Origin of the sequence: Clostridium sp. AN503 (genome assembly GCF_040719375.1) — a bacterium.
Taxonomy (GTDB): Bacteria; Bacillota; Clostridia; order Lachnospirales; family Lachnospiraceae; genus Brotaphodocola.
On sequence record NZ_JBFDTP010000002.1, the window covers coordinates 187507 to 209992 of the forward strand.

Consider the following 22486-nt stretch of genomic DNA (forward strand, 5'->3'; position numbering starts at 1 on the left):
ATGGAATGGAATACACTGTTATGCCCGGACAGGATCCGGCCCTTTAAAAAGCAGGCGGGAGGAAATGACCTGCGGACGGAGTTTGAAAAGGATTATCACCGCATCATTGGCAGTGCGTCCTTTAGGCGGCTTCAGGACAAGACGCAGGTGTTTCCTCTGGACCAGAGTGATTTTATCAGGACCCGGCTGACCCACTCGCTGGAGGTCTCTTCCTTCTGCAAATCGCTTGGACAGAATGTGTCGGCAAAGATCATGCAGCTGGGGCTGGACCCGCAGTTCGGCGCGGAGGAAAAGGCCGCGGTCTGTGATATCCTCCAGTGTGCAGGGTTGATCCATGATATCGGGAACCCGCCATTCGGACATTTTGGGGAGACTGCTATCCAGGACTGGTTCGGAAAGCACCTGCCGGAGCTTGGGTTTGAGGGAAGACCGCTCTCGGAGCTGCTGAATGAGCAGATGCAGCAGGATTTTTATCATTTTGAGGGCAACACCCAGGCGCTGCGCCTGGTGACAAAGCTGCATTATCTGGTGGATGAGCATGGCATGAATCTGACGAAAGCTCTTCTTGGGACCATCATCAAGTACCCGGTGTCCTCTCTGGAGATCAACAAAAAGAGCGGCAGGATCCGGGAAAAGAAGATGGGGTATTTCTATGCGGACCGGGCGGAGTTTGCGGATATCCAGCGATCCAATGGAACCAATGGATACCGTCATCCCCTGGCATTTCTTTTGGAGGCGGCGGACGATATCGCGTACCGCACCGCGGATATAGAAGATGCCATGAAGAAAGGCTGCATCACCTATGGAAAGCTGGTGGAGGAGCTGTACCGATGCTGTGACAAAGCTCCGGTAGAGTGCACCCGGATCATTGGCTGGCTGGAGGAGAAGTACGCCAAAGCCCTGCGGATCGGCTATGAGAAGCCGGAGACATACGCCATCCAGAACTGGGTGGTGTCGGTCCAGGGCCAGATGATCGCCTGCGCCACGGACAGCTTTGTGGATCATTATCAGGAAATTATGGCGGGAACCTGGGAACATGACCTGTTCTACGGAACCTTTGGCGAGCCTCTTATGGAGGCGCTCGGGGATATTGCATACCGATACGCTTTTATTTCCAGGCCCATCATCAAGCTGGAGGTGGGCGCGGACGCGATCTTTGATTTCCTGCTGAGCCGTTTCGTGGACGCGGTGATCCCCTGGGATACCCACCCCAGGAAGAAGATGACGGCGGTCCAGGAAAAACTGGTATCTCTGATCTCCGACAATTTCAAGCGGGTATACCGTATTCATGCGGAAGGGAGGGACGAGGCGGAGAAGCTTTATCTGCGCCTTCTGCTGGTGACGGATTTTATCAGCGGGATGACGGACAGCTATGCGAAAAGGCTGTACCAGGAGCTGAATGGGATTGTCTGAGGAGAGTGTGAATGAGCAAAAACGAAATCCGGTTATTTGAGACCGGGGATAAAGAATTGAGTTTAACAGTGCCGATTGAGCAGGCGCTTGAGCTGCTGGATGCTTATGATCGCCGGATCACATCCTGAAGAAAAAGAAATGATGGTAAGTGTAGTTACGAATTGTATCAGTTGATTGAGGAGTTTGTATATGGTGATTTTTATTGAATATCCGAAATGCAGTACCTGTCAGAAGGCGAAGAAATGGCTGACAGCGCAAGGGGTTGAGTTTGAGGACAGACACATTGTGGAGGCGAACCCGACGGAAGAAGAATTAAAGGCGTGGATCGCACGGTCCGGTATGGATACGAAAAAGTTTTTTAATACCAGCGGTTTGAAGTATAAAGAGTTGGGGTTGAAGGATAAGCTTCCAGGGATGAGCGATGAAGAGAAGATCAATCTGCTTGCCACGGATGGGATGCTCGTGAAGCGCCCGCTGGTGGTGGCGGATGATTTTATCCTGGTTGGGTTTAAAGAAAAAGAATGGGAAGAAATGCTTGTTTTTTCATAGAGATAATCTCTCTTTAGGGCATTCAGTATTCCTGGATGCCCTAAAAATGCATAATCAGGGCACCCAAAAAGTTCTGAATCCGAAACGATCTACCGGAGTTAAGCCATCTTTTTTATAGGCAACCGGCATAAACTCGCTTGTCATATCACATTGCTCAAATAACTCCAAGTTATTCCTAATATGGTTTGTGATTACATTCACCCATTGTCCGTGAATCTGGGGAACACTCTCGTCCAGTGTACCATCCACACCAACATAGTAGCCATCTGGTGTATAGGTATCATACAGCATTATACCGTCATTAGGGTTACCATACCTTAAGGTATGAGTTCCATTAAAAGTAAATGGGTGCCCTCCAATCCCAAAAAAGTATTTTTTTCCGTCGATTTCTGTCCAGCCTTCTACTGCACAGTAGTCAACTGGTGAATAATATGCCCATTCATTATAATAAATAGTTCCATGTTCATTAGACTCACCGCTATCAGTAATAAAATGGTTGTACTTTTCTTTATAAGCGCTCAGTTTTTCGGAATTTTCATAGGCCGGATTTACTGCGCCGGGCAGTCTTCTCCAACCGGATTTTAAATATCCATCAACATCGACAAAATAGTCCCTCTGCATACCAGAGTCGTCACACCCCACACTTAATTCCAAGTAGCCTCCATCATCCTGGTCCCGGTGTTCTTGCATGCGCTGTGGATCATTATGCAGATTCAGAGATTCTCCCTGTAAATAAATCTTATATCGCCCGTCCCCCTGCTTTTCAAAAGTATAGTAGGCATTGGAGGGAGGAAAACTTCGATCTTTAAAGTACGGTTCATAAACAGATTCTTCCCTTGTCCAGGGTACATTACTAGCCAGAGCAGCCATTGGCGCAGCGTTTGCTACTGTCAGAAGAGCAGACACCCCCATTAGCATAACCACTTTTATACATTTTTTCATGATTCAATCCCCCCATTTTTCGTAGTCAGCTGCATTTTAAATCTATCTTCTTCATGCGTCATGTTATGGATGACGATCTTGATATATTTTACTTAAAGTGCGGATATTCCTGAAAATACAGTATAATTGTAACATGATTACTTTTAGCATGCAATAGCTATGCAGCTTGAGTTTCCGCATCTGAAAAGGGAAAAGCATATGCCTTCGCAAGTTCGGCTCCAACGAGGCTTATTAAAGTGCCTCTGATCGTAGGGCTTCCATACTTACAATCCAGGAGAATCGGCAAATCGGGACTTGGAAAAGCATCATTCATTTTAAAGCTGTGATTTGCAGAAAATCAGGTTTATTTTAATTGGTTCAAGGAAGAGGCGCAGGGGAATGTGCTGTTGTCTCTATTTTTGATAACTTCGCAAACAGGGGAAGATAGTGTATAATAGAAAAAAGGAAGTCAGGTTTTGGCGGACCGTGACAAACGAAAGTAAATCAGAAATGCAGGAGGTTTTTAATGATAGAACTTGACCTGGCCCAGAAGTTCATAGAGCAGGTAACGCAGTATACGGATTACAACATCAATATCATGAATGAAAAAGGCGTGATCATCGCCAGCCGGGACCCCAAACGGGTGGGCACCTTTCATGAGGTGGCTTATTATATTGTTACGGGCACGGAAGACATGGTGGTGACCTCGGGAGAGCACGACTATCCCGGTGTGCGCCCCGGGATCAATATGGTGATCAACATTGACGGCAGGCGGGAGGGTGTGGTGGGGATCACCGGGGACCCAAAGGAGATCCGCCCGGTGGCGCTGATCACCAAAATGGCCATCGAAGCCATGCTCAAATATGAAAAACAGCACCAGGAACTGCAGCGGAGGATAAACCGAAAAGAATGGTTTATGAGCCTGCTGACGACGGAGGAATATGCCGATCCGGGCCGGCTGCAGCGTGGCGGATGAGCTTGGATATACAGAAGCCATTGTGCGGATCCCCATCCTTTGCAGGCTGTGCCAGGTGGAGGCAGGGCCGTTTTTGGAAATGATCAAAGCCGGGGACCGGCACAGTAAGGAGGATATCAGTTTTGTGCTGGATGACAGCCGGGTGCTGATCTTCAAGACCATGCCCGGCGGGAAGCAGGATCTGTTTTCTGATTATAAGTTCCTGATCGCGGATTATCTGGGAGAGGCGCTCAGATGGCTTCGCGTACACGAAAAGAAATGTATGTTTTATATCGGCTCCTTTCAGAGCAGCTTTTCCCAGTATTACTATGCCTATCAGCACTGCAAATGGCTGGAACAGATTGTGAGGACAGATTCCACCTCGGCGTTTTTCTATGATTATGCAGGGCAGTACCTGCGCTCGGTCATGCCGGTGAATGAGCTGCAGCGCATGTTCAATGTGTATGAGAAGATGCTGGGCGAGGATTTCAAGAAAAGCTACATAGAGATCACCGGGATGCTGATGGATACCAATTTTAATCTGGCGGAGGCAGCGAAGCGCCTGTATATGCACAAAAATACGCTGGTATACCGCTACAACAAGATCAAGGATATGCTGAATGTAAATCCCATGGTATCTGCCTCAGACCGGTATTATATGGAGGCATTTTATAATTATTTAAGAAGAGAACATTAGTTTTGTGCTGAGAGCACAAAACAGGCAGCCAGTTTCGGATTAATGTCCTTTGCAGCATAAAGAGTTTTCAGGTACGATAAGTTTAAGTAATTGTACGCGTAACTGTGAACTCAGCGTGTTGAAAAAAGGAGGTTTTCAAATGACTGGTTTACCACTTATTCTTGTTTTTGTCCTGGCGATCGTGGTGATGATCATCGCAATATCCAAATTTAAGATCCATCCCTTTGTCGCTATCATGTGTATCTCATTGATTCTCGGGCTGATCGCCGGGATCCCGCTGGTGGATAAGACGCTGGAGGACGGCACGAAGGTCAGCGGCCTGGCAAATGTAATCGGCGCGGGCTTTTCCGGCACATTTTCCAGTATTGGTATCGTGATCATCCTGGGCGCCCTGATCGGCACGATCCTGGAAAAGACCGGGGCCGCGCTCAAGCTGGCGGATATGGTGATCAAGCTGGTGGGGAAGAACAACCCGGTGCTCGCTATGGAGCTGATGGGCTGGGTAGTATCCATCCCTGTTTTCTGTGATTCCGGTTTCGTTATCTTAAACCCCATCAGGAAAGCCCTGGTGAACCGGACCGCGGCATCCTCGGTGGCAATGACGGTAGGTTTGTCCTCGGGACTTTATATTTCGCATGTGTTTATTCCGCCTACTCCGGGACCGATCGCGGCGGCGTCCACCCTTGGCATTGGCAATAACCTTTTGATGGTTATGGGATTCGGCGCACTCTGCTCGATCCTTCCGCTGGCTGCAGGCTTTTTCTACGCAAAATACATAGGTAAATCCGTCCGGGCCAATGATGAGGCTGATATGGGAGAGGTGACTAAGACCTATGAGGAGCTGGTGGCTGAGTATGGAAAGCTGCCGGGCGGGTTTAATGCACTCGCTCCGATCATCGTCCCGATCATACTGATGGCGCTGTCCTCGATCGTGAGCATGGCGGGAATGGGCGGAGGTGCTGCCGATCTGCTGAAATTCCTCGGAACCCCGATCATAGCGCTGGCAGTCGGAACCATATGCGGCGTAGTTCAGTTAAATGGCGCCGGTAAGATGAAGGATTTTTATGACATAACCAACGAGACTTTAAAGACCGTGGGTCCGATCCTGTTTGTGACGGCGGCAGGCGGTGTTCTGGGCAAGGTGATCGCTTCTTCTGATATGGTGAACTATATCACGGAGCATGCGACGGTGCTGAGCACCATGGGTATTTTCTTCCCGTTTGTGCTTTCTGCTATCTTAAAGAGCGCCCAGGGTTCGTCCACGGTGGCGTTGACTACCACGGCCGGGATCGTGGCTCCGCTGCTTCCGGTCCTGGGACTGGCGAGTCCGGTCCGTGCTACCCTTGCTTGTATGGCGATCGGTGCGGGAGCGATGACTGTATCCCATGCCAATGACTCCTATTTCTGGGTTGTCACCAACTTTGGCGGCATGACACCGGAACAGGGTTATAAGACCCAGACGGCTGTGACGTTGCTGCTGGGTATTGCAGGTATCGCTGAGATATTCCTTCTGTCACTGTTCCTGCATTGACCGGTGCGGACCTGTGCCGGCGGAAAGGAGGCGTGGAGGGATGAAACTGCTGTTTGCGTCTGATTCTTTTAAGGGAACTTTGAGCAGTGAGCAGACCATAGAACTGCTGACAAAAGCTGCAAAGGAAGTGTTTGGCGAATGTGAATGTGACGGGGTACCCATTGCTGACGGCGGGGAGGGGACCACGGATGCAGTGATCGCCGCGGCTTGCGGAGAAAAGATAGAGGTGCGGGTACATGGGCCATTGATGGAGGAGCGGGATTCTTTTTACGGCAGACTGGATGAACGCCGTGCCATCCTTGAGATGGCGGCGGCTTCCGGCCTGCCCATGGTCCCGCCGTCCCTTCGGGACCCGAGAAACACGACCACTTATGGGACCGGAGAGCTTTTAAGGGATGCTCTGGACAGAGGATTTACGGATATCTCCATTGCCATCGGCGGCTCCGCCACCAACGATGGAGGTATGGGGTGTATGCGCGCCCTGGGAGTAAAATTCCTGGACAGCGAAGGCCGGGAGCTGGAAGGCCGCGGCTCAGACTTGGAGAAAGTGGCTCATATCGACTGCTCCGGCATGGATGACAGGATATCCGGGGTGAAGTTTACAGCCATGTGTGACGTAAATAATCCGCTGTGCGGGAAGGACGGTGCGACCTATACTTTTGGGAAGCAAAAAGGAGGTACGCCGGAGGTGCTGGATGAGCTGGAGCGGGGGATGCAGAATTACCGGGACGTGATGATCCGGGAGTTTGGCATCGACCCGGATGAGATGCCCGGCTCCGGAGCAGCAGGCGGTCTCGGCGCTGCGCTGCTTGTTTTTCTGCACGCATCCTTAAAATCAGGTATTGAGACGGTGCTGGATCTGATTGATTTTGACAAGCGGCTGGAGGGAGTCTCCCTGGTCGTCACCGGAGAAGGAAGGACCGACTGGCAGTCCTGTTTTGGGAAGGTGATGCAGGGGGTTGGAAACCATTGTAAGAAATGCGGTGTTCCGGCGGTAGCGCTGGTTGGAGCCATGGGAGAGGGAGCAGAACAGATCTTCGGCCATGGGATCCGTTCCATGATGACGACGGTCAACGCGGTGATGCCTTTAGAGGAGGCGTTGGGCAATGCAGAGGAGCTTTATTATCACGGAGCGCTCAGGATGTTTGCTTTTATAAAAACAGGGATGGAGCTGACGTAATAAATTGACAATTGTGTTCTCCGGTGATAAACTGGTTTCATTCGAGACGGTTATGGTAAAAGGAGAACAAGATTATGTTAGACGGAAAGAAAGTACTTTTTAGCGGAATGCAGGCCACCGGGAACCTGACCCTGGGCAATTACCTCGGGGCGCTCAAAAACTGGGTCAGCATTGCGGATGAATATGAGACTTTTTATAGTGTGGTGGATATGCATTCCATCACGGTGCGCCAGGACCCGGCGGAGCTTCGGAAGCGGGCGCGCACTTTGCTGACGCTCTATATCGCAGCAGGTTTAGATCCGGAAAAGAACTGCATCTACTATCAGTCCCACGTGTCCGGACATGCAGAGCTGGCGTGGATTCTCAACTGTTACACCTACATGGGCGAACTGAGCCGTATGACCCAGTTTAAGGACAAGTCGGCAAAGCATGCAGACAACATCAACGCAGGCCTGTTTACTTACCCGGTGCTGATGGCGGCTGATATCCTGCTGTATCAGTCGGATGTAGTCCCGGTGGGGATTGACCAGATGCAGCATCTGGAGCTGACCCGTGATATCGCGCAGCGTTTTAATGGGATCTATGGGGATGTGTTTACGATCCCGGAGGCGTATATCGGCAAGGTGGGAGCCAAGGTCATGAGCCTGCAGGACCCGGCAAAGAAGATGTCCAAGTCCGACGAGAACCCCAACGGCAGTATTTATCTGATGGATGACCCGGACACGATCATCCGCAAGTTCAAACGTGCGGTGACGGATTCAGAGGCCTGTGTGCGCTACTGTGATGAGCAGCCGGGCATCAAAAACCTGATCGATATTTACTGCGCCTGCACCGGGAAGACTCCGGCGGAGACGGAGGCAGAGTTTGCGGGCAAAGGCTACGGTGATTTCAAGCTGGCTGTAGGTGAGTCGGTTGTGAGTGTATTAAAGCCGCTTCAGGACCGGTTTGCGGATCTGAGCAAGAACAAGGATTATCTGGATGGGATCATAAAGAGCAACACGGAGAAAGCCCAGTACTTCTCCAACAAGACCCTGCGCAAGGTTCAGAAGAAGATCGGCTTCCCGGAGCGTATCCGGTAAGACCCGGCGGCATGTGTTAATAAAGTGTATAGGAATCCGCCAAACAGTTGACGGATTCCTTTTTTTCGCATATATTGGTAGTATCATAAAATAAACAAGCGCATCAAAAGGGAGTAGTTGTAAATACATGGTCAACATACACGGCTGCATCAACAGTCTGGCTATGTATACCGTCCGTTTTTTCGGTGGTGACAAGACTTTTCATGCATGGGAGCAATTCCATGCATGAAAGGTCTTTTTTGGTTATACCATAAGGTATAGGAGAGGAGATTCAGGATGAAAGAGTGGTATCGGATTTCAGGAAAAGAAGTGCTTAAGGAAATGCAGGGAAGTCCCGAAGGACTCACAACGGGACAGGCAGAACAGATCCGCAGCCAGGTGGGAGAGAATGCCCTGAAAGAGGGGGCGCGCAAAAAAGCGTGGCAGGTATTTTTGGAACAGTTCAAAGACCTGTTGGTCATCATCCTGATCGTGGCAGCGGTCATCTCCATGCTGTCGGACAACATGGAGAGCACAATCGTTATCTTTGCCGTCATCATTATGAATGCGATCCTGGGAACGGTGCAGCATGAAAAAGCGCAGAAATCCCTGGAGGGATTAAAAGCGCTGTCCGCCCCCACGGCGCGGGTGCTGCGTGACGGCAGGCAGACAGAGATCCCGTCTTCCCAGGTGGTGCCGGGAGATGTGGTACTTTTAGAGGCGGGGGACTTGGTGGTGGCGGACGGCCGTCTGCTTGAGAGCTACAGCCTGCAGGTGAACGAAAGCTCTCTGACGGGAGAGTCAGACAGTGTAGAGAAACAAACGGATATTCTGCGGCAGACGGAGAATATCCCGCTGGCAGAGCAGAACAACATGGTATTTTCCGGCTCTCTGGTCACCGCCGGCCGCGGTGTGATGGTGGTTACAGCTACCGGTATGGAGACGGAGATAGGCAAGATCGCCTCGCTCATGAACGCCACCGGGGAAAAGAAGACTCCGCTTCAGGTGAGCCTGGATGAGTTCAGCGGAAGGCTGGCAGCGGTCATTATGCTGATCTGTGCTCTGGTTTTTGGCCTGAGCCTTTACCGGAAAATGCCGATCCTGGATTCTTTAATGTTTGCGGTCGCTTTGGCAGTTGCAGCGATCCCGGAGGCCCTCGGATCGATCGTTACGATCGTGCAGGCCATGGGTACCCAGAGGATGGCAAAGGAACATGCGATCATCAAGGATTTAAAAGCGGTGGAGAGCCTGGGCTGCGTATCGGTCATCTGCTCCGACAAGACAGGGACTCTGACCCAGAACAGGATGACGGTGCAGCAGGTTTATGTGGACGGAGAGGAGCTTCCGCCATTCCGTCTGATCCCGTATCATCCGGTGCACAGGATGCTTTTATACAATGCGGTCCTGGATAATGATGCGTCTGGAGGGAGCGCAGGACCGGAGATGCTGGGCGATCCGACAGAGATCGCGCTGTTAGATATGGCGGAGCGCGCCGGCGTGGATGCGGCAGAGCTTCGGAAAAATGTACCGCGTCTGGGAGAGATCCCGTTTGACTCGGGCCGCAAGCTGATGAGCACCCTTCACTCCGTAAACGGCGAACATCTGCTGTTTACAAAAGGCGCTATGGATGTACTGTTAGACCGGGCGGACAGCGTGCTGACGGCAGGCGGGGTACGGCCTATGACAGGCGCCTGGAGGCAGCGGTTCCAGCAGCAGAACCAGGACTGGTCGGAACAGGGCCTTCGGGTCCTGGCGATGGCATACAAGGAAGCGGACGGGGTTTATCCTGGCGCGGAGATGAGCATATGCAGCACGGCTATGGAGCATGATTACATTTTCCTGGGCCTGGTTGCCATGATGGATCCGCCGAGGATCGAGTCAAAGACTGCGGTGCTCAGCGCCAGACGGGCGGGAATCCGGCCGGTGATGATAACCGGAGACCACAAGATCACGGCCATTGCCATTGCAAAAAAGATCGGGCTGTTTGAAAATGGGGATCTGGCCGTTACCGGACCGGAGCTGGACGCTATGGATGACAAACAGCTTCAGAGAGATTTGACCCGCATTTCGGTCTACGCCCGGGTTTCCCCCGAGCACAAGATCCGTATTGTGGATGCCTGGCAGCAGCAGGGCAATATCGTGGCGATGACAGGTGATGGCGTCAATGATGCCCCGGCCCTTAAAAAGGCTGATATCGGCGTGGCTATGGGCATAACCGGGACGGAGGTTTCCAAGGATGCGGCGTCCATGATCCTGACAGACGACAATTTTGCGACGATCATAAAAGCTGTGTCCAACGGCAGGAATGTGTACCGCAACATCCGGCATGCCATCCAGTTCCTTCTGTCCGGTAATATGGCGGGGATCTTCAGTGTCCTGTATACCTCGCTGCTTGCGCTCCCCATGCCGTTTGCGCCGGTCCATCTGTTGTTTATTAACCTGCTGACAGACTCCCTGCCTGCCATTGCCATCGGTATGGAGCCGCAGGAGGAAGGGCTTTTGGAGCAGCCGCCCAGGGACCCGAAGGAGGGAATCCTGACAGGTGGATTTCTGGGCCGGATCATGGTCCAGGGTGGTTTGATCGCCCTGTGTACGATGCTTGCCTTCCATATCGGGCTGGAGACGGGGGGAGCAGGAACCGCCAGTACCATGGCATTTGCAACGCTTACGCTTGCCCGTCTGTTCCATGGCTTTAACTGCCGCAGTGAACACTCCATCATCCGGCTGAAGTTCAAGAGCAATTTATGGAGTGTGATGGCGTTTGAGGCCGGAGTGCTTCTTCTGGCTGCGGTACTGTTCCTTCCAGGCTTGCAGGTACTGTTTGCTGTAGCAGACCTAAGCCTGCGCCAGCTCGTCACGATCATAGTGTTTGCAGTGATCCCGACGGTGGTCATCCAGGCGGTGAAAACCATCCGGGAAGCCCTCGGCTAAAACTAATCTGCTTGCAACTCCCCCTCCCGCGAGGTATAATATGAACCTAGTGAGGTTAGTGATCATGATATGATCAAAGAAAATGTGGCGCGCAGCAGGCGGACCGGAGCGGGAGGCGGATATGAAATTAGTGACTTATCAGGTAGAGCAGAAAATAAGGGCAGGCCTTATCAGTGAGGATGGAGAGTGGGTATTTCCGCTTGAATCAGCGGGGCTGGAGTATAAGACGATGCTGGAGGCGGTAAAGCAGATCAGCGAGTCAGAGATCCAGCTCCTGGAATATATATCAAAAAAAGAACCATATTCCATACAGGGCGCGGCGCGGCTGGAGGAAGTGAAAATGCTGGCGCCGATCCCGGTGCCGGAGCAGGATATCATCTGTCTGGGGATCAATTACATGGATCATGCAGAAGAGTCCGCCCGGTTCAAGAAAGAGGCGTTCGGAGGCGAGCGCCCCTTTGCCGTTTATTTTTCCAAGCGGGTCAATGAGGCAGTGGCAGACGGCGCGCCGATCCCATCCCATGAGGATCTGGTGGACAGCCTGGATTATGAGTGCGAACTGGCGCTGATCATCGGGAAAGATGCAAAGAATGTCCCGCCGGAGCAGGTAAAGGATTATATCTTTGGATACACGATCTTAAACGATGTCAGCGCCCGGAATGTGCAGACCCGGCATAAGCAGTGGTATTTCGGCAAAAGCCTGGATGGGTTTACCCCCATGGGGCCTTGTATCGTGACCGCAGATTCCATTCCGTATCCGCCGTGCCTGAAGCTCCGTTCCTATGTAAACGGCGAGCTGCGCCAGGACAGCAATACAGAGCTACTGATCTTTGGGATCGATCATGTGGTGAGCGAGCTTTCCCAGGGCATGACCTTAAAAGCCGGTTCGATCATCTCAACCGGGACTCCCGCCGGTGTGGGCATGGGCTTTACTCCTCCGCGCTTCCTAAAGCGGGGAGATGTAGTGACGTGTGAAGTAGAGGGGATCGGAACACTCACGAATCCAGTGGGATGATACGGATGATATTCTGTGATCATCTGGAATAAGTGACATGCAGTACGAAGACAGGGAGGATTTAGCATGATAAAGGATATTTTGGAATATAACCGGAAGTTTGTGGAAGAGCAGGCCTACGTGCCATATCAGACCAGCAAATACCCGGACAAGAAGCTTGCGATCCTGACCTGTATGGATACCCGGCTCATTGAACTTTTACCGGCAGCGCTTGGTATCCGCAATGGGGACGCCAAGATCATCAAGAATGCCGGCGGTGTGATCAACCATCCTTACGGCAGCGCTGTCAGAAGCCTTCTGGTGGCGATCCTGGAGCTTGGCGTGGAGGAGATCATGGTGATCGGCCACACAGACTGCGGCGTCCAGGGGATGGACGGCAGAAAGCTGGTAGAGAAGCTTAAGGATCGGGGAATCCCAAAGGAGCATATCGAGATCATCCGCAACAGCGGCATTGACCTGGAAGACTGGCTGGCCGGATTTGATTCCGTAGAGCAGTCTGTGCAGGAGTCCGTGGAGAGCCTCAAAAGGCACCCGCTGATGCCGAAGGACGTGGTGGTACGCGGGTTTGTGATGGATTCGGTTACTGGATTGTTAAAAGATGTCTGAAGGGGACGGTCGGGAAGGGGCCCCGTGGGTGGCGGGAAAAGGGGATGAGGGCTGTTTGCCGTCGGCGGGAAACGCTAACCTTCCTGCAGCGCCAAATGCGGGGAACCGGGGACAGTCGAACCGAATCCTTGATGGATTCGCTTCTCCGGTCCCCTCGCAGCCTGACGTTGTGCGTCAGCCTGCGTCCCCGCATTTGGCGCCGCAGGAAGCTAACCGTTTCCATGCCTCCGCTGAACTGTCCCCCTTGTCAAGGACATTTTTAAAAGTGGGGCAGTTTATTTTTCCTCCTCTTTTACCTACATCCTGTTCTCAGATGTCCTGTTTTCTATTATTATGGTATTCTATGATAGTTTTAAGTAATCTTGTTACTTTGAAGTATTCTGCCTCCTAATTCCTCCGGCCTTTTTGTAATCACCGGACAGGACGGCCTGTTGGGGATATCCAGTGGATACTTCCCAGTGATGAAAAAGTCATAAAACTCGTTTGGGGCTAACTTTGCAAGTTTCCATTGGTAACGCTCATTATTGTAGTACTCCATATAGTCATCTATCACACACTTTACTTCGATGAACGCAGCACAATCCGCCAGGTTTCCCCTGATGTGGTCCTTCATATGCCCGAAGAAGCTTTCCTGCGGGGCATTGTCCCAGCAGCAGCCCTTGCGGGACATGGACTGGCGCAGTTTTCTGTCATAAAGGATGTTGATAAAGCTTCGGCTGGTATAATGACAGCCCTGGTCGCTGTGGATAATTGTTTCGGCATGCAGGGAGATTCCATGGTCTGCGATCAGCCTCTCCACTGTTTCCAGTACGAAGTCCACTTCCAGCGATTCGCTGAGCACATAAGAGAGTATCTGTTTCGTAAAAGCATCCAGGATCGTAGACAGATAAGCAAACCTTCCGGCATAAGGCAGGTAAGTGATATCTGTCAGCAACACCATCCTCGGCCCATAACTTTCGAACTCACGGCGGAGCAGGTTATCCGAAACACTTCCAGTCCGGAGCGCTTTTGCGAGTCTCTTATTGGGATTCGGGCCCCGGTATGGGCAGGACAGCCGGAACTTTTCCATCAGCCTGCGGATCTTTTTCAGGTTCATGATGACCGGAGGGTCACTGTGGAGCAGAGCCATATGGATGCCCCGGGCTCCTTTGGGATAACCGTGCTGCTTATAAGCGGACAGTACCAGCTCGAAATCCCGGCGGTCCTCCTCTTCCTTCTGCTCACGGACCGGGGCAGCTTTCAGCCAGGCATAATAGCCGCTCCTGGAAACCCCGGCTGCCGAACAGAGTTCTTTGGCGGAGAGGGTGTTCCCGTTCTGTGCCAGGGTCTGCTGAATAATCTCAAAAATACACGAAGAGTCGTTCATGAGCAGTGCACCTACTTTCTGGTAGTTCTGACTGCAGAAATTTTTTTTAAAAACTCCACTTCCTGTTTCAGGTAATCGACCTCATGCCGAAGCTGTTTCAGTTCTTCTTTTTCAGATGCATGGTTATCACCCGTCTGCTCCTGGGGCTGCCTCTTTCCATGTGTGTAGTTCCCTTCGTAGAAACAGCCGTACTTCTTGTACTGTTCCCGGATGTGGCCGGAAATACTCCAGATCCTGCGCTCCCCCAGGATGGCCGGGTTATAGCCGTGATCCTCCAGAATCTTCCGGGGAAGTTCCCCTTTCTGGTATTCTGAATAAAAGATCTCTTTGAACTCTTTGGTAAGGTTCAATTGAAACTGGGTCACGCTGTAGGTGTAAGGGTTTTGTCGCAGCAACAGTATTTCTTCTTCGGTAAAGGGTTTTCTGCTCATGGTATTCCTCCTGTTGTTCTTAATTTAAGAATACCATAAGGAAAGTGAATATGCCAAAAGAAAACGGGGGCCAGGCTAAAGTTCCGGGGTGCAGTCCAATAAAACGGGTACACCAGCAGAGTGTGTGCATTATAAGGGGACGGGAATGCAGGGGGCTGTTCATATTTAAGGGGCTGACAAGGCGGTCTGTCTAAAAAGAGGGTCCCCCACTTTCCAATGTGTCCACACTTATGGGTACATTATACGCAAAATGCCCTCATCCCCTTTTCCCGCCACCCCCGGTCCCCCTTCCCGACCTGCTCCCTGGCAGCCATGAGGTATGAAAACCAAAACCAAAACCCTGGAAAACGAAAAGCAGCCCCTAAAACCCCAAAACAGGTTCTTACGTATTTGAACTTAATGAACTTGAACTGGTTTTAGGGTTTTTTATTTCAGTTTTTGCTATTAAGGTTTTTGTGTATGGCAGCCAGAGCACAGCAACCTCCAAAGAACCGTAGGGGGAGAGAGATTGGGAACGATGGGGGCGGGGGTGACTGTGGAGGGGATTAGAGGGACTTACAATAAAAGATACCGCTGACAGGGTCGAGCCTGGGACTTCAAGTCCCAGGCGTAGCGCGACGTGGAGGAATACTTATCAAAAGTATTCCGGAACTGGAGCGTTGCCCTGACAGCGGTATTTTTTATTGTTAGACCCTCTTATCCCCGGGAACCGGAGCACCCGCCCCCATCGTTCCCAATCTCTCTCCCGAGACTATCTCACCGGAGGTTGCGTCCCCTCCCAGCAACAACAACCTTAATAATTCTCAGCCTTTCTTTCGAAGAACGCCTTTGGATGAGCACAAACCGGGCAGATCTCGGGTGCGTCTGCAGCCTCGTGGATGTATCCGCAGTTGCGGCATTTCCAGCCGAGAGGAGCGTCGCCCTTGAAGGTGCCGTCTTTCTTTAAGTTCTCGAGCAGCTTTAAGTAACGGGCCTCGTGGGCAGCTTCTACCTTGGCGACCAGACGGAATTTTGAGGCCAGCTCCGGGAAGCCCTCTTCGTCGGCTTCTCTTGCCATGCGCACATACATGTCGGTCCACTCGGAGTTCTCACCGGCAGCGGCGTCAACTAAGTTCTCCTCCGGGGTGCCAATGCCGTGGATCTCCTTGAACCACAGCTTTGCATGCTCCTTCTCCTGGTCTGCAGTCTCTAAATAGAGGGCAGCCATCTGCTCATAGCCGGCCTTCTTGGCGGCGGAAGCGTAGAAGGTGTATTTGTTACGTGCCTGGGATTCGCCCGCAAATGCCTCCCAGAGATTTTTTTCGGTCTTTGTTCCTGCGTACTTTGACATGTGAATATCCTCCTTAAACGAAATTTGGTACTGACTTCAGTATACACCAGCCGGAAAAAAATGGCAATGAAAAAACCATCCCGGCGGCGCGTGTGGGGGACGCCGCCGGGATGGCTGTAATACTCATGTTATCAGCTATTAGCCGAAGTATCTCTTTAACAGACCTTCGAATGCTCTGCCGTGACGAGCTTCGTCTCTGGCCATCTCATGTACGGTGTCATGGATTGCATCCAGGTTAGCAGCTTTTGCGCGTTTTGCAAGGTCGAACTTACCAGCGGTTGCGCCGTTCTCAGCCTCAACTCTCAGCTCCAGGTTCTTCTTGGTGCTGGTGGTCACGCACTCGCCTAACAGCTCTGCAAACTTTGCAGCATGCTCAGCCTCCTCGTAAGCAGCCTTCTCGTAATACAGGCCGATCTCCGGATAACCCTCTCTGTGAGCAACTCTTGCCATAGCCAGATACATACCAACCTCGGAGCACTCGCCCTCGAAGTTTGCTCTCAGATCCATGATGATATCCTCGCTTACGCCCTGTGCAACGCCTACAACGTGCTCAGCAGCCCAGGTTCTCTCCTCAGTCTGCTCGATGAACTTGGAAGCCGGAACCTTACATACCGGACAGAACTCCGGTGCAGCATCTCCCTCGTGAACATAACCACATACAGTACAAACCCATTTTTTCATAACTCAAACTCTCCTTTTCATTTATTAATATTTTTATTTTTTTAACTGACCCGTGTAACCAGAACAGTAATAGTAATGATTACTGATATTAAGATAACACATGTTTCGTAGTTTGTCAATCACTTTTGAGAAAAATTTTTCATTTTTTTAAGTGATCGGTTAGTGGGAAGCTGCCTTTAAGCAGTCCGCACAGGTGCCGTAAAAATAGATGGCATGGCTGTCTACCCTTCCTCCGATACAGTCCTGCGCCTTCTGGTCCATATCCGTAAATGCTTCCAGCGGAAGATCCAGGACAGCGCCGCAGTCACGGCAGATGAAATGGTAGTGAGGGCTGATATCGGCATCAAAATGGTCTTTCCCATCTCCGCAGGTAAGCTTCTGGATCTCGCCCAGCTCCACCAGCAGGTTGAGATTCCGGTAGACGGTACCAAGGCTGACGTTGGGGAAGTCCTCCCTGATGCTTGCGTATACGGCGTCTGCGGTCGGATGGTCATGACGGTTCATCAGACATGCTTTGATGGATTCCCTCTGACGGCTATACTTTAATGTTTTCATAGAACAACTCCTTACGTATTCTAGAAATGATAACAGTTACTATGTTTAGTTTACGACAGGATCGCAGAAAAGTCAAGTGGAATAAAAAAATCCCGGTATCCTGTGACAGATACCGGGTCAGTTTATATGGTTTCTTTTGCGATCCGTATGAATTCTTTTGTGGCCTGAGACATATAATGGCCTTTGTGGTAACCGATCGCGAGCACGCTGTGGGCCCTAGGAAAGTCCAGAGAGTAGAAGTTGAGAGGCGAACAGTCACGGAACCTGCGCTGGATCTCCTTGTGTCCGGAGATAAACATGCGCGGGTAGAATGTGATGCCCATGCCCCTCATGGCAAGCGCCAGTACGGTCTCGATATTTTCCATTTCCAGTACGACCTTGGGGGTGAACTGTGCTTCCTCGAACATCTCATCTGCGATCGTGCGGACCCGGTTTCCCTCGTTGATCAGGAGGAAGGGACATTCGCTGAGCAGACCAAGGTCCGTGTGCGCTTCCAACTGAGCCTTGATCTCCTCCAAACGGCCCGGGAATGTACGTTCCAGCACGGAGTCCGGCACAGCCAGGAGGATCTCTTCCTGACAGATGGGGACGGATTCCACATCTTCCACTTTAAAGGGAAGCATGTCGATGATCAGGTCTACGTCTCCGTGCAGCAGGTCTCCGGCCAGACGGGAGGAGTTGCCTTCCACCAGGCGGAGATCGATGTTGGGAAAGCGCTCTCTGTATAAAGGAAGGATCTCCGGCAGGATGATGCGGCCGCGCGTATGGGAAAGCCCGATGGTGAGCTGTCCTACGGAAAAATCCTTGATATCTGCCAGCTCCCGGTAGGTCTCGTCCTTCAGCTCCAGGATCTTTTTCGCTTTCGTCTTCAGCGCCTGCCCTGCATAGGTCAGGGTCAGGGGCGTGGTACGATTAAACAAGATCACGTCAAATTCCTTCTCCATATTGGAGATATGGGTGCTTAATGACTGCTGGGAGATGAACAGCCGCTTTGCGGCTTTGGTAAAATTCAGTTCTTCTGCTGCGACCAGGAAGTATTCCAGATTTAAAAAATTAATCATTGGAGGCGCCTCCTGCGTATATGGGCTGGCGCAGCCATGGAATGTACTCAGCCGCTTTTTCTATAGAAGAATTGACTACCAGCTCTTCGGGAAAACCGATCTCCTCTAAAAGGGCATGGGCGAGGGTATGGTTGCCTACATCCACCTCACAATGGGCATCGCTGTCCAGGATGACATGCGTATGATACCGGCGGCATAGCTCCAGCATCGTGATGTAGTTTTCGCGGGCGCCCACCCGGTTGCAGCCAGGATGGAGGGAGCTGGAGTTGACCTCTAAAAGCACGTGCTCCTCCTTTGCCGCGCATACGAGAGTCTCATAATCCACCGGGAACCGCCCGTCGTCAGGATGTCCGATGATCTGGACAGCAGGGTTTTTGATGGCTCCAACATAAGCGGAAGTGTTCTGGGAAACGGTGCCGTTTTTGTAGCACGGCTCATGTATGCTGGCGATGGCATAATCCAGTCCCCGCAGATACCTCTTCTCCAGATCCACGCTGCCGTCGTAGTCGATGATGTTTAGCTCGCAGCCGAGCATCAGCTTCACGCCGTAGAGCTCCCTGGGAACGACCCTGAAATTAATAAAATAAAAAGGATGGCATGCACCGGGAATCCTGGGGGCATGTTCCGTGACGCCTAAAAGCTCTACGCCTTTGCCGGCGGCGGAATGGACCATCTCATAAAGGGTATTGTATGCATGCCCGCTGACGATCGTATGGGTATGCAGGTCTAAAATGTCGTTCATAGTTGTGTTGTATGGGAAATCCTTTCTTTATCAATCAGTATTGCTTTCGTAGTATACCACACTTTTTAGCATAAAACTATAGCAAAAAGGTTGAAAATGTGGTAAAGTCATCGTAGCTGCCGGTTGCAGTTCCGGCAATTAGTATGAAGCGAAGGAGTGTTTATCATGAGTGAAGAAGTAAAAGAGACGATGGATGATTTTGCCAGCGAGCTGGAGGCATCTTATAAGGAGTTCGACGAGCGGCGCAATGCAGTGCAGGAGCAGGAAGGACCAGATGCGGAGAAGTGGGCGGAGCTGGCGCAGATGATGCTTGACAAGACTGTGGTCAAGGTCAAAGTAAAAGAGGCTGTCAAGGGCGGCCTGGTTACCTATGTGGATGAGATCCAGGGATTTATTCCCGCATCCCAGATCTCCACGAAGTATGTGGAGAAGCTGGAGGACTGTGTAGGCCAGCATTTGGAGGTGGTTCCGATCACCGTGGACCCGGCACACAAGAAGCTGGTCCTGTCCGGCAGAGTTGTGATGAAGGAAAAGGAAGAAGCTGAGAAGGCAGCCAGGATGGAGGCCGTAAAGGTTGGCGCGGTAGTAGAGGGCAAGGTAGACAGCATTAAGGATTACGGCGCATTCGTAGATCTGGACGGCGGGCTGACCGGGCTTTTGCATGTGTCCCAGATCAGCAACCAGAGAGTCAAGAATCCGGGCGCGGTGTTAAAGGAAGGCCAGAGAGTGACCGTGAAGATCATCGGCCTCAAGGAAGGCAAGATCAGCCTGAGCATGAAGGCGCTTGAGGCAGACGGAGCAGTTCAGGAGGAGGTATTTGACTATAAGGAGTCAGGTGCGGCCACCACAGGACTGGGGTCCCTGTTAAAGGGTCTGAAGCTGTAGGAATACGCACGCGGCGCCGGAGCAATATTAGAAGCGAAGGAGGGATAGGGTCTGTGAATATCCCCAGTGCATACAGTCAGTTGGACCAATGGAAATCAATCATGTTTCTGTATGATTCAGCGCTGAAGGAAATCAATACCAAGATAGAGATCCTCAATGGGGAGTTTGTCCATATCTACGGGCACACTCCCATTGAGCATATTAAGTCCCGGCTGAAAACCCCGGAGAGCATCGTCAAGAAGCTCAAACTGGACGGCCAGGAAGTCACCATAGACAATATGGTGGAGAAGCTGAGCGATATCGCGGGTATCCGTATCATCTGTTCGTTTACCCAGGATATCTACCAGATCGCGGATATGATAGCCAGACAGAAGGACGTGAGCGTCCTCTATGTGAAGGACTATATCAAGCAGCCCAAACCGAACGGTTACAAGAGCTACCACATGGTAGTGACCATCCCGATCTACCTGGCCAATGGGCCGGTGGATACCAAGGTGGAGATCCAGATCCGTACTGTGGCGATGGATTTCTGGGCAAGTCTGGAACACAAGATCTATTACAAATTCGAAGGAAACGCCCCGGACTCCCTGCAGGCGGAGCTAAAGGCATGCGCCGATATGGTGGATGTGCTGGATGCAAAGATGTTTTCACTGAACCAGTCGATCCTGGCGGTGGGGAGAGAGCAGGAACCCGGGCGGGAAGAATAAGAGAAAATTACATATATGAAGACGTTAGCAAAAGATACATGGCATATTGCAGGCCAGAACTGGAAAAACATTCTTTTGTTTGAGCTTCTATACCGTGGAATTACATTGCCGGTCTATTTACGGTTTTTGGGCAGGGGACTGCGCATGGCGCTTAAGCTGGCAGGCTACAGTTATCTGACTGCGGGGAATATCGGAAGTTTCCTTCTCCGGCCATGGACGATACTTATCATGGCAATGATGGCGGTGGTCGGCATGATGATGCTGGCGCTTGAGATAGCCGGACTTATTACAGCATTCCAGGGGTCAGCCTATTATCAGAAGCTGACCCCTTTGCACATTTTCTGGGGAGGGCTTCAGAAGATTGCTGATGAGCTGTGGAGGCTCAACTGGAGGCTGGGGATCATGCTCCTCATGCAGTATTTTCTGGTCAATCTGCTGTTCATCTGCAGGGCTTTGACTCATGTAAAGCCAGTCAATTTCGTTATCCAGGAGATCATGAAGGAACCGTGGCTGCTGGCATTTATGCTGGCGCTGCTTCTGTTTTGCATGGCAGCGATGATTCCGGCGTCCTTTATTGTTTACGGCTGCATGGTGGAGCAGAAAAGTTTTTCTGACAGTCTGCGGCGCAGCAAAAACTTAATGCACGGCCATCATAAACGAGTGCTGGGCCTGGTTGTCGGCTGCAATCTGCTGGTAGTTTTGTCCTCGCTTCTGATCTACGCACTGTCTGTATTTGCGGCGGCAGTGTTCGTGGTCGCATTCACGGACAAGACGCTTGCCATGGCAGTGCTTTTGTCTGTGGCCGACAAACTGGAACTGGGCCTGATATTCTTAGGCAGCATCCTGGCGGTGGTTGGGAATTTTGCGGCACTGTCCGTGACCTACTATCAGTACGGAAACCGCAGGTTCCATGAAGAACGGTGGGATTTCCAGTATCCGGCAAAGGGGACGGCAAACAGGCGCAAGATGGCGGCAGTGCTCTGCGTGATCCTGGCATCAGGCCTGTTCTACATCTTTGACCTGGTGCGGAACGGTTCGGCAGTTTCGGATGAGATCCTGGTGGAGACCCAGATCACCGCGCACAGAGGAAGTTCATGGAGCGCTCCGGAGAACACCCTGTCCGCCATGGAGGCAGCCATTGAGGAGCTGGCGGACAGCGTGGAGCTGGACGTGCAGATGAGTGCGGACGGCGTGATTGTCCTGGGCCATGACGCCAATTTAAAACGGGTGGCGGGGCTTAACCGGGCGATCAGTTCCCTGACCTTTGAAGAACTGCGGCAGCTGGATGTGGGTTCCTGGTTTTCGGCGGAATTTGCCGGGGAGCAGATACCGACCCTGGAAGAAGTCATGGAGGTCTGCAGGGGGAAAATAAACTTAAATATTGAGATCAAGAACGTCGGAAAGGACAGCGAGCTGCCCGCCCGGGTGGTAGAGCTGATCCTGGAACAGGGGATGGAAGAACAGTGCGTTATTACCTCCACCAGCTTGAACTATTTAAAGCAGGTGAAGGAGCTGGAACCCCAGCTTCGGACCGGATATATCATTTCGGCGGCGTATGGGAATTTTTATTCCAGCGAAGCGGTGGATTTTATCAGCGTGCGCTCCAGCTTTGTGGATGAGCGGCTGATGGAAAATGTCCATGCGCAGGGTAAAGGAGTCTTTGCCTGGACTGTGAATTCCAAGAGTGAGATGGAGCGCCTGATCATGCTTGGTGTGGATGGGATCATAACCGACAGGCCGGTCCTGGCGAGAGAGATCATCTACCGGGAGGAAGCTACCGAGACGCTGATGGAATATCTGCGGCTGGTATTCCGGTGAGTGAAGTTTTGAGTGAGAAATGCGATGGAAGCTCCGGTGACGGGCTTTGGCGTG

Annotated in this window: 21 protein-coding genes; 13 read left to right on the top strand and 8 right to left on the bottom strand. The window is 51.7% G+C overall.

Annotated features, from left to right (window positions below; genetic code table 11):
- Entirely contained in the window at positions 1 to 1413 is a 1413-nt protein-coding gene (locus tag AB1I67_RS08020; RefSeq protein ID WP_367029369.1) for a deoxyguanosinetriphosphate triphosphohydrolase, read from the top strand.
- A gap of 189 nt (positions 1414 to 1602) precedes the next feature.
- Complete coding sequence (locus AB1I67_RS08025) at positions 1603 to 1962, top strand: arsenate reductase family protein (RefSeq protein ID WP_367029370.1); 360 nt, start codon at positions 1603 to 1605, stop codon at positions 1960 to 1962.
- Between the two features lie 54 nt (positions 1963 to 2016).
- Here the strand turns inward: AB1I67_RS08025 and AB1I67_RS08030 are convergent, their stop codons facing one another.
- A complete protein-coding gene (locus AB1I67_RS08030) occupies positions 2017 to 2904 on the bottom strand; it encodes a hypothetical protein (RefSeq protein WP_367029371.1) in 888 nt (295 codons plus the stop codon).
- A 505-nt stretch (positions 2905 to 3409) separates the two neighbouring features.
- Here AB1I67_RS08030 and AB1I67_RS08035 point away from each other — a divergent pair.
- The 8 genes from AB1I67_RS08035 (at position 3410) to AB1I67_RS08070 (ending at position 12856) form a co-directional block, all read left to right on the top strand.
- On the top strand, positions 3410 to 3859 hold the full coding sequence (locus tag AB1I67_RS08035) for a sugar diacid recognition domain-containing protein (RefSeq protein ID WP_367029372.1): 450 nt from the start codon (positions 3410 to 3412) through the stop codon (positions 3857 to 3859).
- Entirely contained in the window at positions 3825 to 4535 is a 711-nt protein-coding gene (locus AB1I67_RS08040) for a helix-turn-helix domain-containing protein (RefSeq protein WP_367029373.1), read from the top strand. Before AB1I67_RS08035 ends, AB1I67_RS08040 begins: the two co-directional genes overlap by 35 nt.
- A 139-nt stretch (positions 4536 to 4674) precedes the next feature.
- Positions 4675 to 6066 carry a GntP family permease gene (locus AB1I67_RS08045; protein ID WP_367029374.1) on the top strand — a complete coding sequence of 464 codons (1392 nt, stop codon included), beginning with the start codon at positions 4675 to 4677 and terminating at the stop codon, positions 6064 to 6066.
- A 40-nt stretch (positions 6067 to 6106) separates the two neighbouring features.
- Positions 6107 to 7246 carry a glycerate kinase gene (locus AB1I67_RS08050; RefSeq protein WP_367029375.1) on the top strand — a complete coding sequence of 380 codons (1140 nt, stop codon included), beginning with the start codon at positions 6107 to 6109 and terminating at the stop codon, positions 7244 to 7246.
- Between the two features lie 74 nt (positions 7247 to 7320).
- The gene (gene trpS, locus AB1I67_RS08055) at positions 7321 to 8325 is read left to right on the top strand and encodes a tryptophan--tRNA ligase (protein ID WP_367029376.1); all 1005 of its coding nucleotides are present in this window, start codon (positions 7321 to 7323) and stop codon (positions 8323 to 8325) included.
- A gap of 276 nt (positions 8326 to 8601) precedes the next feature.
- Positions 8602 to 11235 carry a cation-translocating P-type ATPase gene (locus AB1I67_RS08060; protein WP_367029377.1) on the top strand — a complete coding sequence of 878 codons (2634 nt, stop codon included), beginning with the start codon at positions 8602 to 8604 and terminating at the stop codon, positions 11233 to 11235.
- Positions 11236 to 11356: 121 nt separating this feature from the next.
- Positions 11357 to 12250 carry a fumarylacetoacetate hydrolase family protein gene (locus AB1I67_RS08065; RefSeq protein ID WP_367029378.1) on the top strand — a complete coding sequence of 298 codons (894 nt, stop codon included), beginning with the start codon at positions 11357 to 11359 and terminating at the stop codon, positions 12248 to 12250.
- Positions 12251 to 12316: 66 nt separating this feature from the next.
- Positions 12317 to 12856 carry a carbonic anhydrase gene (locus AB1I67_RS08070; protein WP_367029379.1) on the top strand — a complete coding sequence of 180 codons (540 nt, stop codon included), beginning with the start codon at positions 12317 to 12319 and terminating at the stop codon, positions 12854 to 12856.
- A gap of 352 nt (positions 12857 to 13208) precedes the next feature.
- Here the strand turns inward: AB1I67_RS08070 and AB1I67_RS08075 are convergent, their stop codons facing one another.
- The 7 genes from AB1I67_RS08075 to AB1I67_RS08105 form a co-directional block, all read right to left on the bottom strand.
- The gene (locus AB1I67_RS08075) at positions 13209 to 14222 is read right to left on the bottom strand and encodes an IS3 family transposase (RefSeq protein WP_367029303.1); all 1014 of its coding nucleotides are present in this window, start codon (positions 14220 to 14222) and stop codon (positions 13209 to 13211) included.
- A gap of 11 nt (positions 14223 to 14233) precedes the next feature.
- On the bottom strand, positions 14234 to 14653 hold the full coding sequence (locus AB1I67_RS08080) for an HTH domain-containing protein (RefSeq protein WP_367029304.1): 420 nt from the start codon (positions 14651 to 14653) through the stop codon (positions 14234 to 14236).
- Between the two features lie 793 nt (positions 14654 to 15446).
- On the bottom strand, positions 15447 to 15983 hold the full coding sequence (gene rbr / locus AB1I67_RS08085) for a rubrerythrin (protein ID WP_367029380.1): 537 nt from the start codon (positions 15981 to 15983) through the stop codon (positions 15447 to 15449).
- A gap of 138 nt (positions 15984 to 16121) precedes the next feature.
- Entirely contained in the window at positions 16122 to 16664 is a 543-nt protein-coding gene (locus AB1I67_RS08090) for an NADH peroxidase (protein ID WP_367029381.1), read from the bottom strand.
- A 159-nt stretch (positions 16665 to 16823) separates the two neighbouring features.
- Positions 16824 to 17219, bottom strand: coding sequence for a transcriptional repressor (locus tag AB1I67_RS08095; protein ID WP_367029382.1), 396 nt, complete (start codon positions 17217 to 17219; stop codon positions 16824 to 16826).
- Positions 17220 to 17341: 122 nt separating this feature from the next.
- Positions 17342 to 18280, bottom strand: coding sequence for a LysR family transcriptional regulator (locus AB1I67_RS08100; RefSeq protein ID WP_367029383.1), 939 nt, complete (start codon positions 18278 to 18280; stop codon positions 17342 to 17344).
- Complete coding sequence (locus tag AB1I67_RS08105) at positions 18273 to 19022, bottom strand: phosphatase (RefSeq protein ID WP_367029384.1); 750 nt, start codon at positions 19020 to 19022, stop codon at positions 18273 to 18275. The genes AB1I67_RS08100 and AB1I67_RS08105 overlap by 8 nt, the downstream gene beginning before the upstream one ends.
- 165 nt (positions 19023 to 19187) lie before the next feature.
- Here AB1I67_RS08105 and AB1I67_RS08110 point away from each other — a divergent pair, with 165 nt between their 5' ends.
- The 3 genes from AB1I67_RS08110 (at position 19188) to AB1I67_RS08120 (ending at position 22432) form a co-directional block, all read left to right on the top strand.
- Positions 19188 to 19907, top strand: a complete 720-nt coding sequence (locus tag AB1I67_RS08110; RefSeq protein WP_367029385.1) for a S1 RNA-binding domain-containing protein — start codon at positions 19188 to 19190, stop codon at positions 19905 to 19907.
- Between the two features lie 101 nt (positions 19908 to 20008).
- Positions 20009 to 20614, top strand: coding sequence for a GTP pyrophosphokinase family protein (locus AB1I67_RS08115; protein WP_367029386.1), 606 nt, complete (start codon positions 20009 to 20011; stop codon positions 20612 to 20614).
- A gap of 15 nt (positions 20615 to 20629) precedes the next feature.
- On the top strand, positions 20630 to 22432 hold the full coding sequence (locus AB1I67_RS08120; RefSeq protein ID WP_367029387.1) for a glycerophosphodiester phosphodiesterase: 1803 nt from the start codon (positions 20630 to 20632) through the stop codon (positions 22430 to 22432).
- Positions 22433 to 22486 lie beyond the last annotated feature (54 nt).

Coding starts and splice junctions, on each gene's coding strand:
- AB1I67_RS08115 (WP_367029386.1), top strand. CDS start 20,009: ATGTTTCTGTATGATTCAGCGCTGAAGGAAATCAATACCAAGATAGAG.
- AB1I67_RS08050 (WP_367029375.1), top strand. CDS start 6,107: ATGAAACTGCTGTTTGCGTCTGATTCTTTTAAGGGAACTTTGAGCAGT.
- AB1I67_RS08070 (WP_367029379.1), top strand. CDS start 12,317: ATGATAAAGGATATTTTGGAATATAACCGGAAGTTTGTGGAAGAGCAG.
- rbr (WP_367029380.1), bottom strand. CDS start 15,983: ATGTCAAAGTACGCAGGAACAAAGACCGAAAAAAATCTCTGGGAGGCA.
- AB1I67_RS08025 (WP_367029370.1), top strand. CDS start 1,603: ATGGTGATTTTTATTGAATATCCGAAATGCAGTACCTGTCAGAAGGCG.
- AB1I67_RS08095 (WP_367029382.1), bottom strand. CDS start 17,219: ATGAAAACATTAAAGTATAGCCGTCAGAGGGAATCCATCAAAGCATGT.
- AB1I67_RS08080 (WP_367029304.1), bottom strand. CDS start 14,653: ATGAGCAGAAAACCCTTTACCGAAGAAGAAATACTGTTGCTGCGACAA.
- AB1I67_RS08020 (WP_367029369.1), top strand. CDS start 1: ATGGAATGGAATACACTGTTATGCCCGGACAGGATCCGGCCCTTTAAA.
- AB1I67_RS08040 (WP_367029373.1), top strand. CDS start 3,825: ATGCCGATCCGGGCCGGCTGCAGCGTGGCGGATGAGCTTGGATATACA.
- AB1I67_RS08035 (WP_367029372.1), top strand. CDS start 3,410: ATGATAGAACTTGACCTGGCCCAGAAGTTCATAGAGCAGGTAACGCAG.
- AB1I67_RS08090 (WP_367029381.1), bottom strand. CDS start 16,664: ATGAAAAAATGGGTTTGTACTGTATGTGGTTATGTTCACGAGGGAGAT.
- AB1I67_RS08120 (WP_367029387.1), top strand. CDS start 20,630: ATGAAGACGTTAGCAAAAGATACATGGCATATTGCAGGCCAGAACTGG.
- AB1I67_RS08075 (WP_367029303.1), bottom strand. CDS start 14,222: ATGAACGACTCTTCGTGTATTTTTGAGATTATTCAGCAGACCCTGGCA.
- AB1I67_RS08065 (WP_367029378.1), top strand. CDS start 11,357: ATGAAATTAGTGACTTATCAGGTAGAGCAGAAAATAAGGGCAGGCCTT.
- AB1I67_RS08105 (WP_367029384.1), bottom strand. CDS start 19,022: ATGAACGACATTTTAGACCTGCATACCCATACGATCGTCAGCGGGCAT.
- AB1I67_RS08060 (WP_367029377.1), top strand. CDS start 8,602: ATGAAAGAGTGGTATCGGATTTCAGGAAAAGAAGTGCTTAAGGAAATG.
- AB1I67_RS08030 (WP_367029371.1), bottom strand. CDS start 2,904: ATGAAAAAATGTATAAAAGTGGTTATGCTAATGGGGGTGTCTGCTCTT.
- AB1I67_RS08110 (WP_367029385.1), top strand. CDS start 19,188: ATGAGTGAAGAAGTAAAAGAGACGATGGATGATTTTGCCAGCGAGCTG.
- AB1I67_RS08100 (WP_367029383.1), bottom strand. CDS start 18,280: ATGATTAATTTTTTAAATCTGGAATACTTCCTGGTCGCAGCAGAAGAA.
- AB1I67_RS08045 (WP_367029374.1), top strand. CDS start 4,675: ATGACTGGTTTACCACTTATTCTTGTTTTTGTCCTGGCGATCGTGGTG.
- trpS (WP_367029376.1), top strand. CDS start 7,321: ATGTTAGACGGAAAGAAAGTACTTTTTAGCGGAATGCAGGCCACCGGG.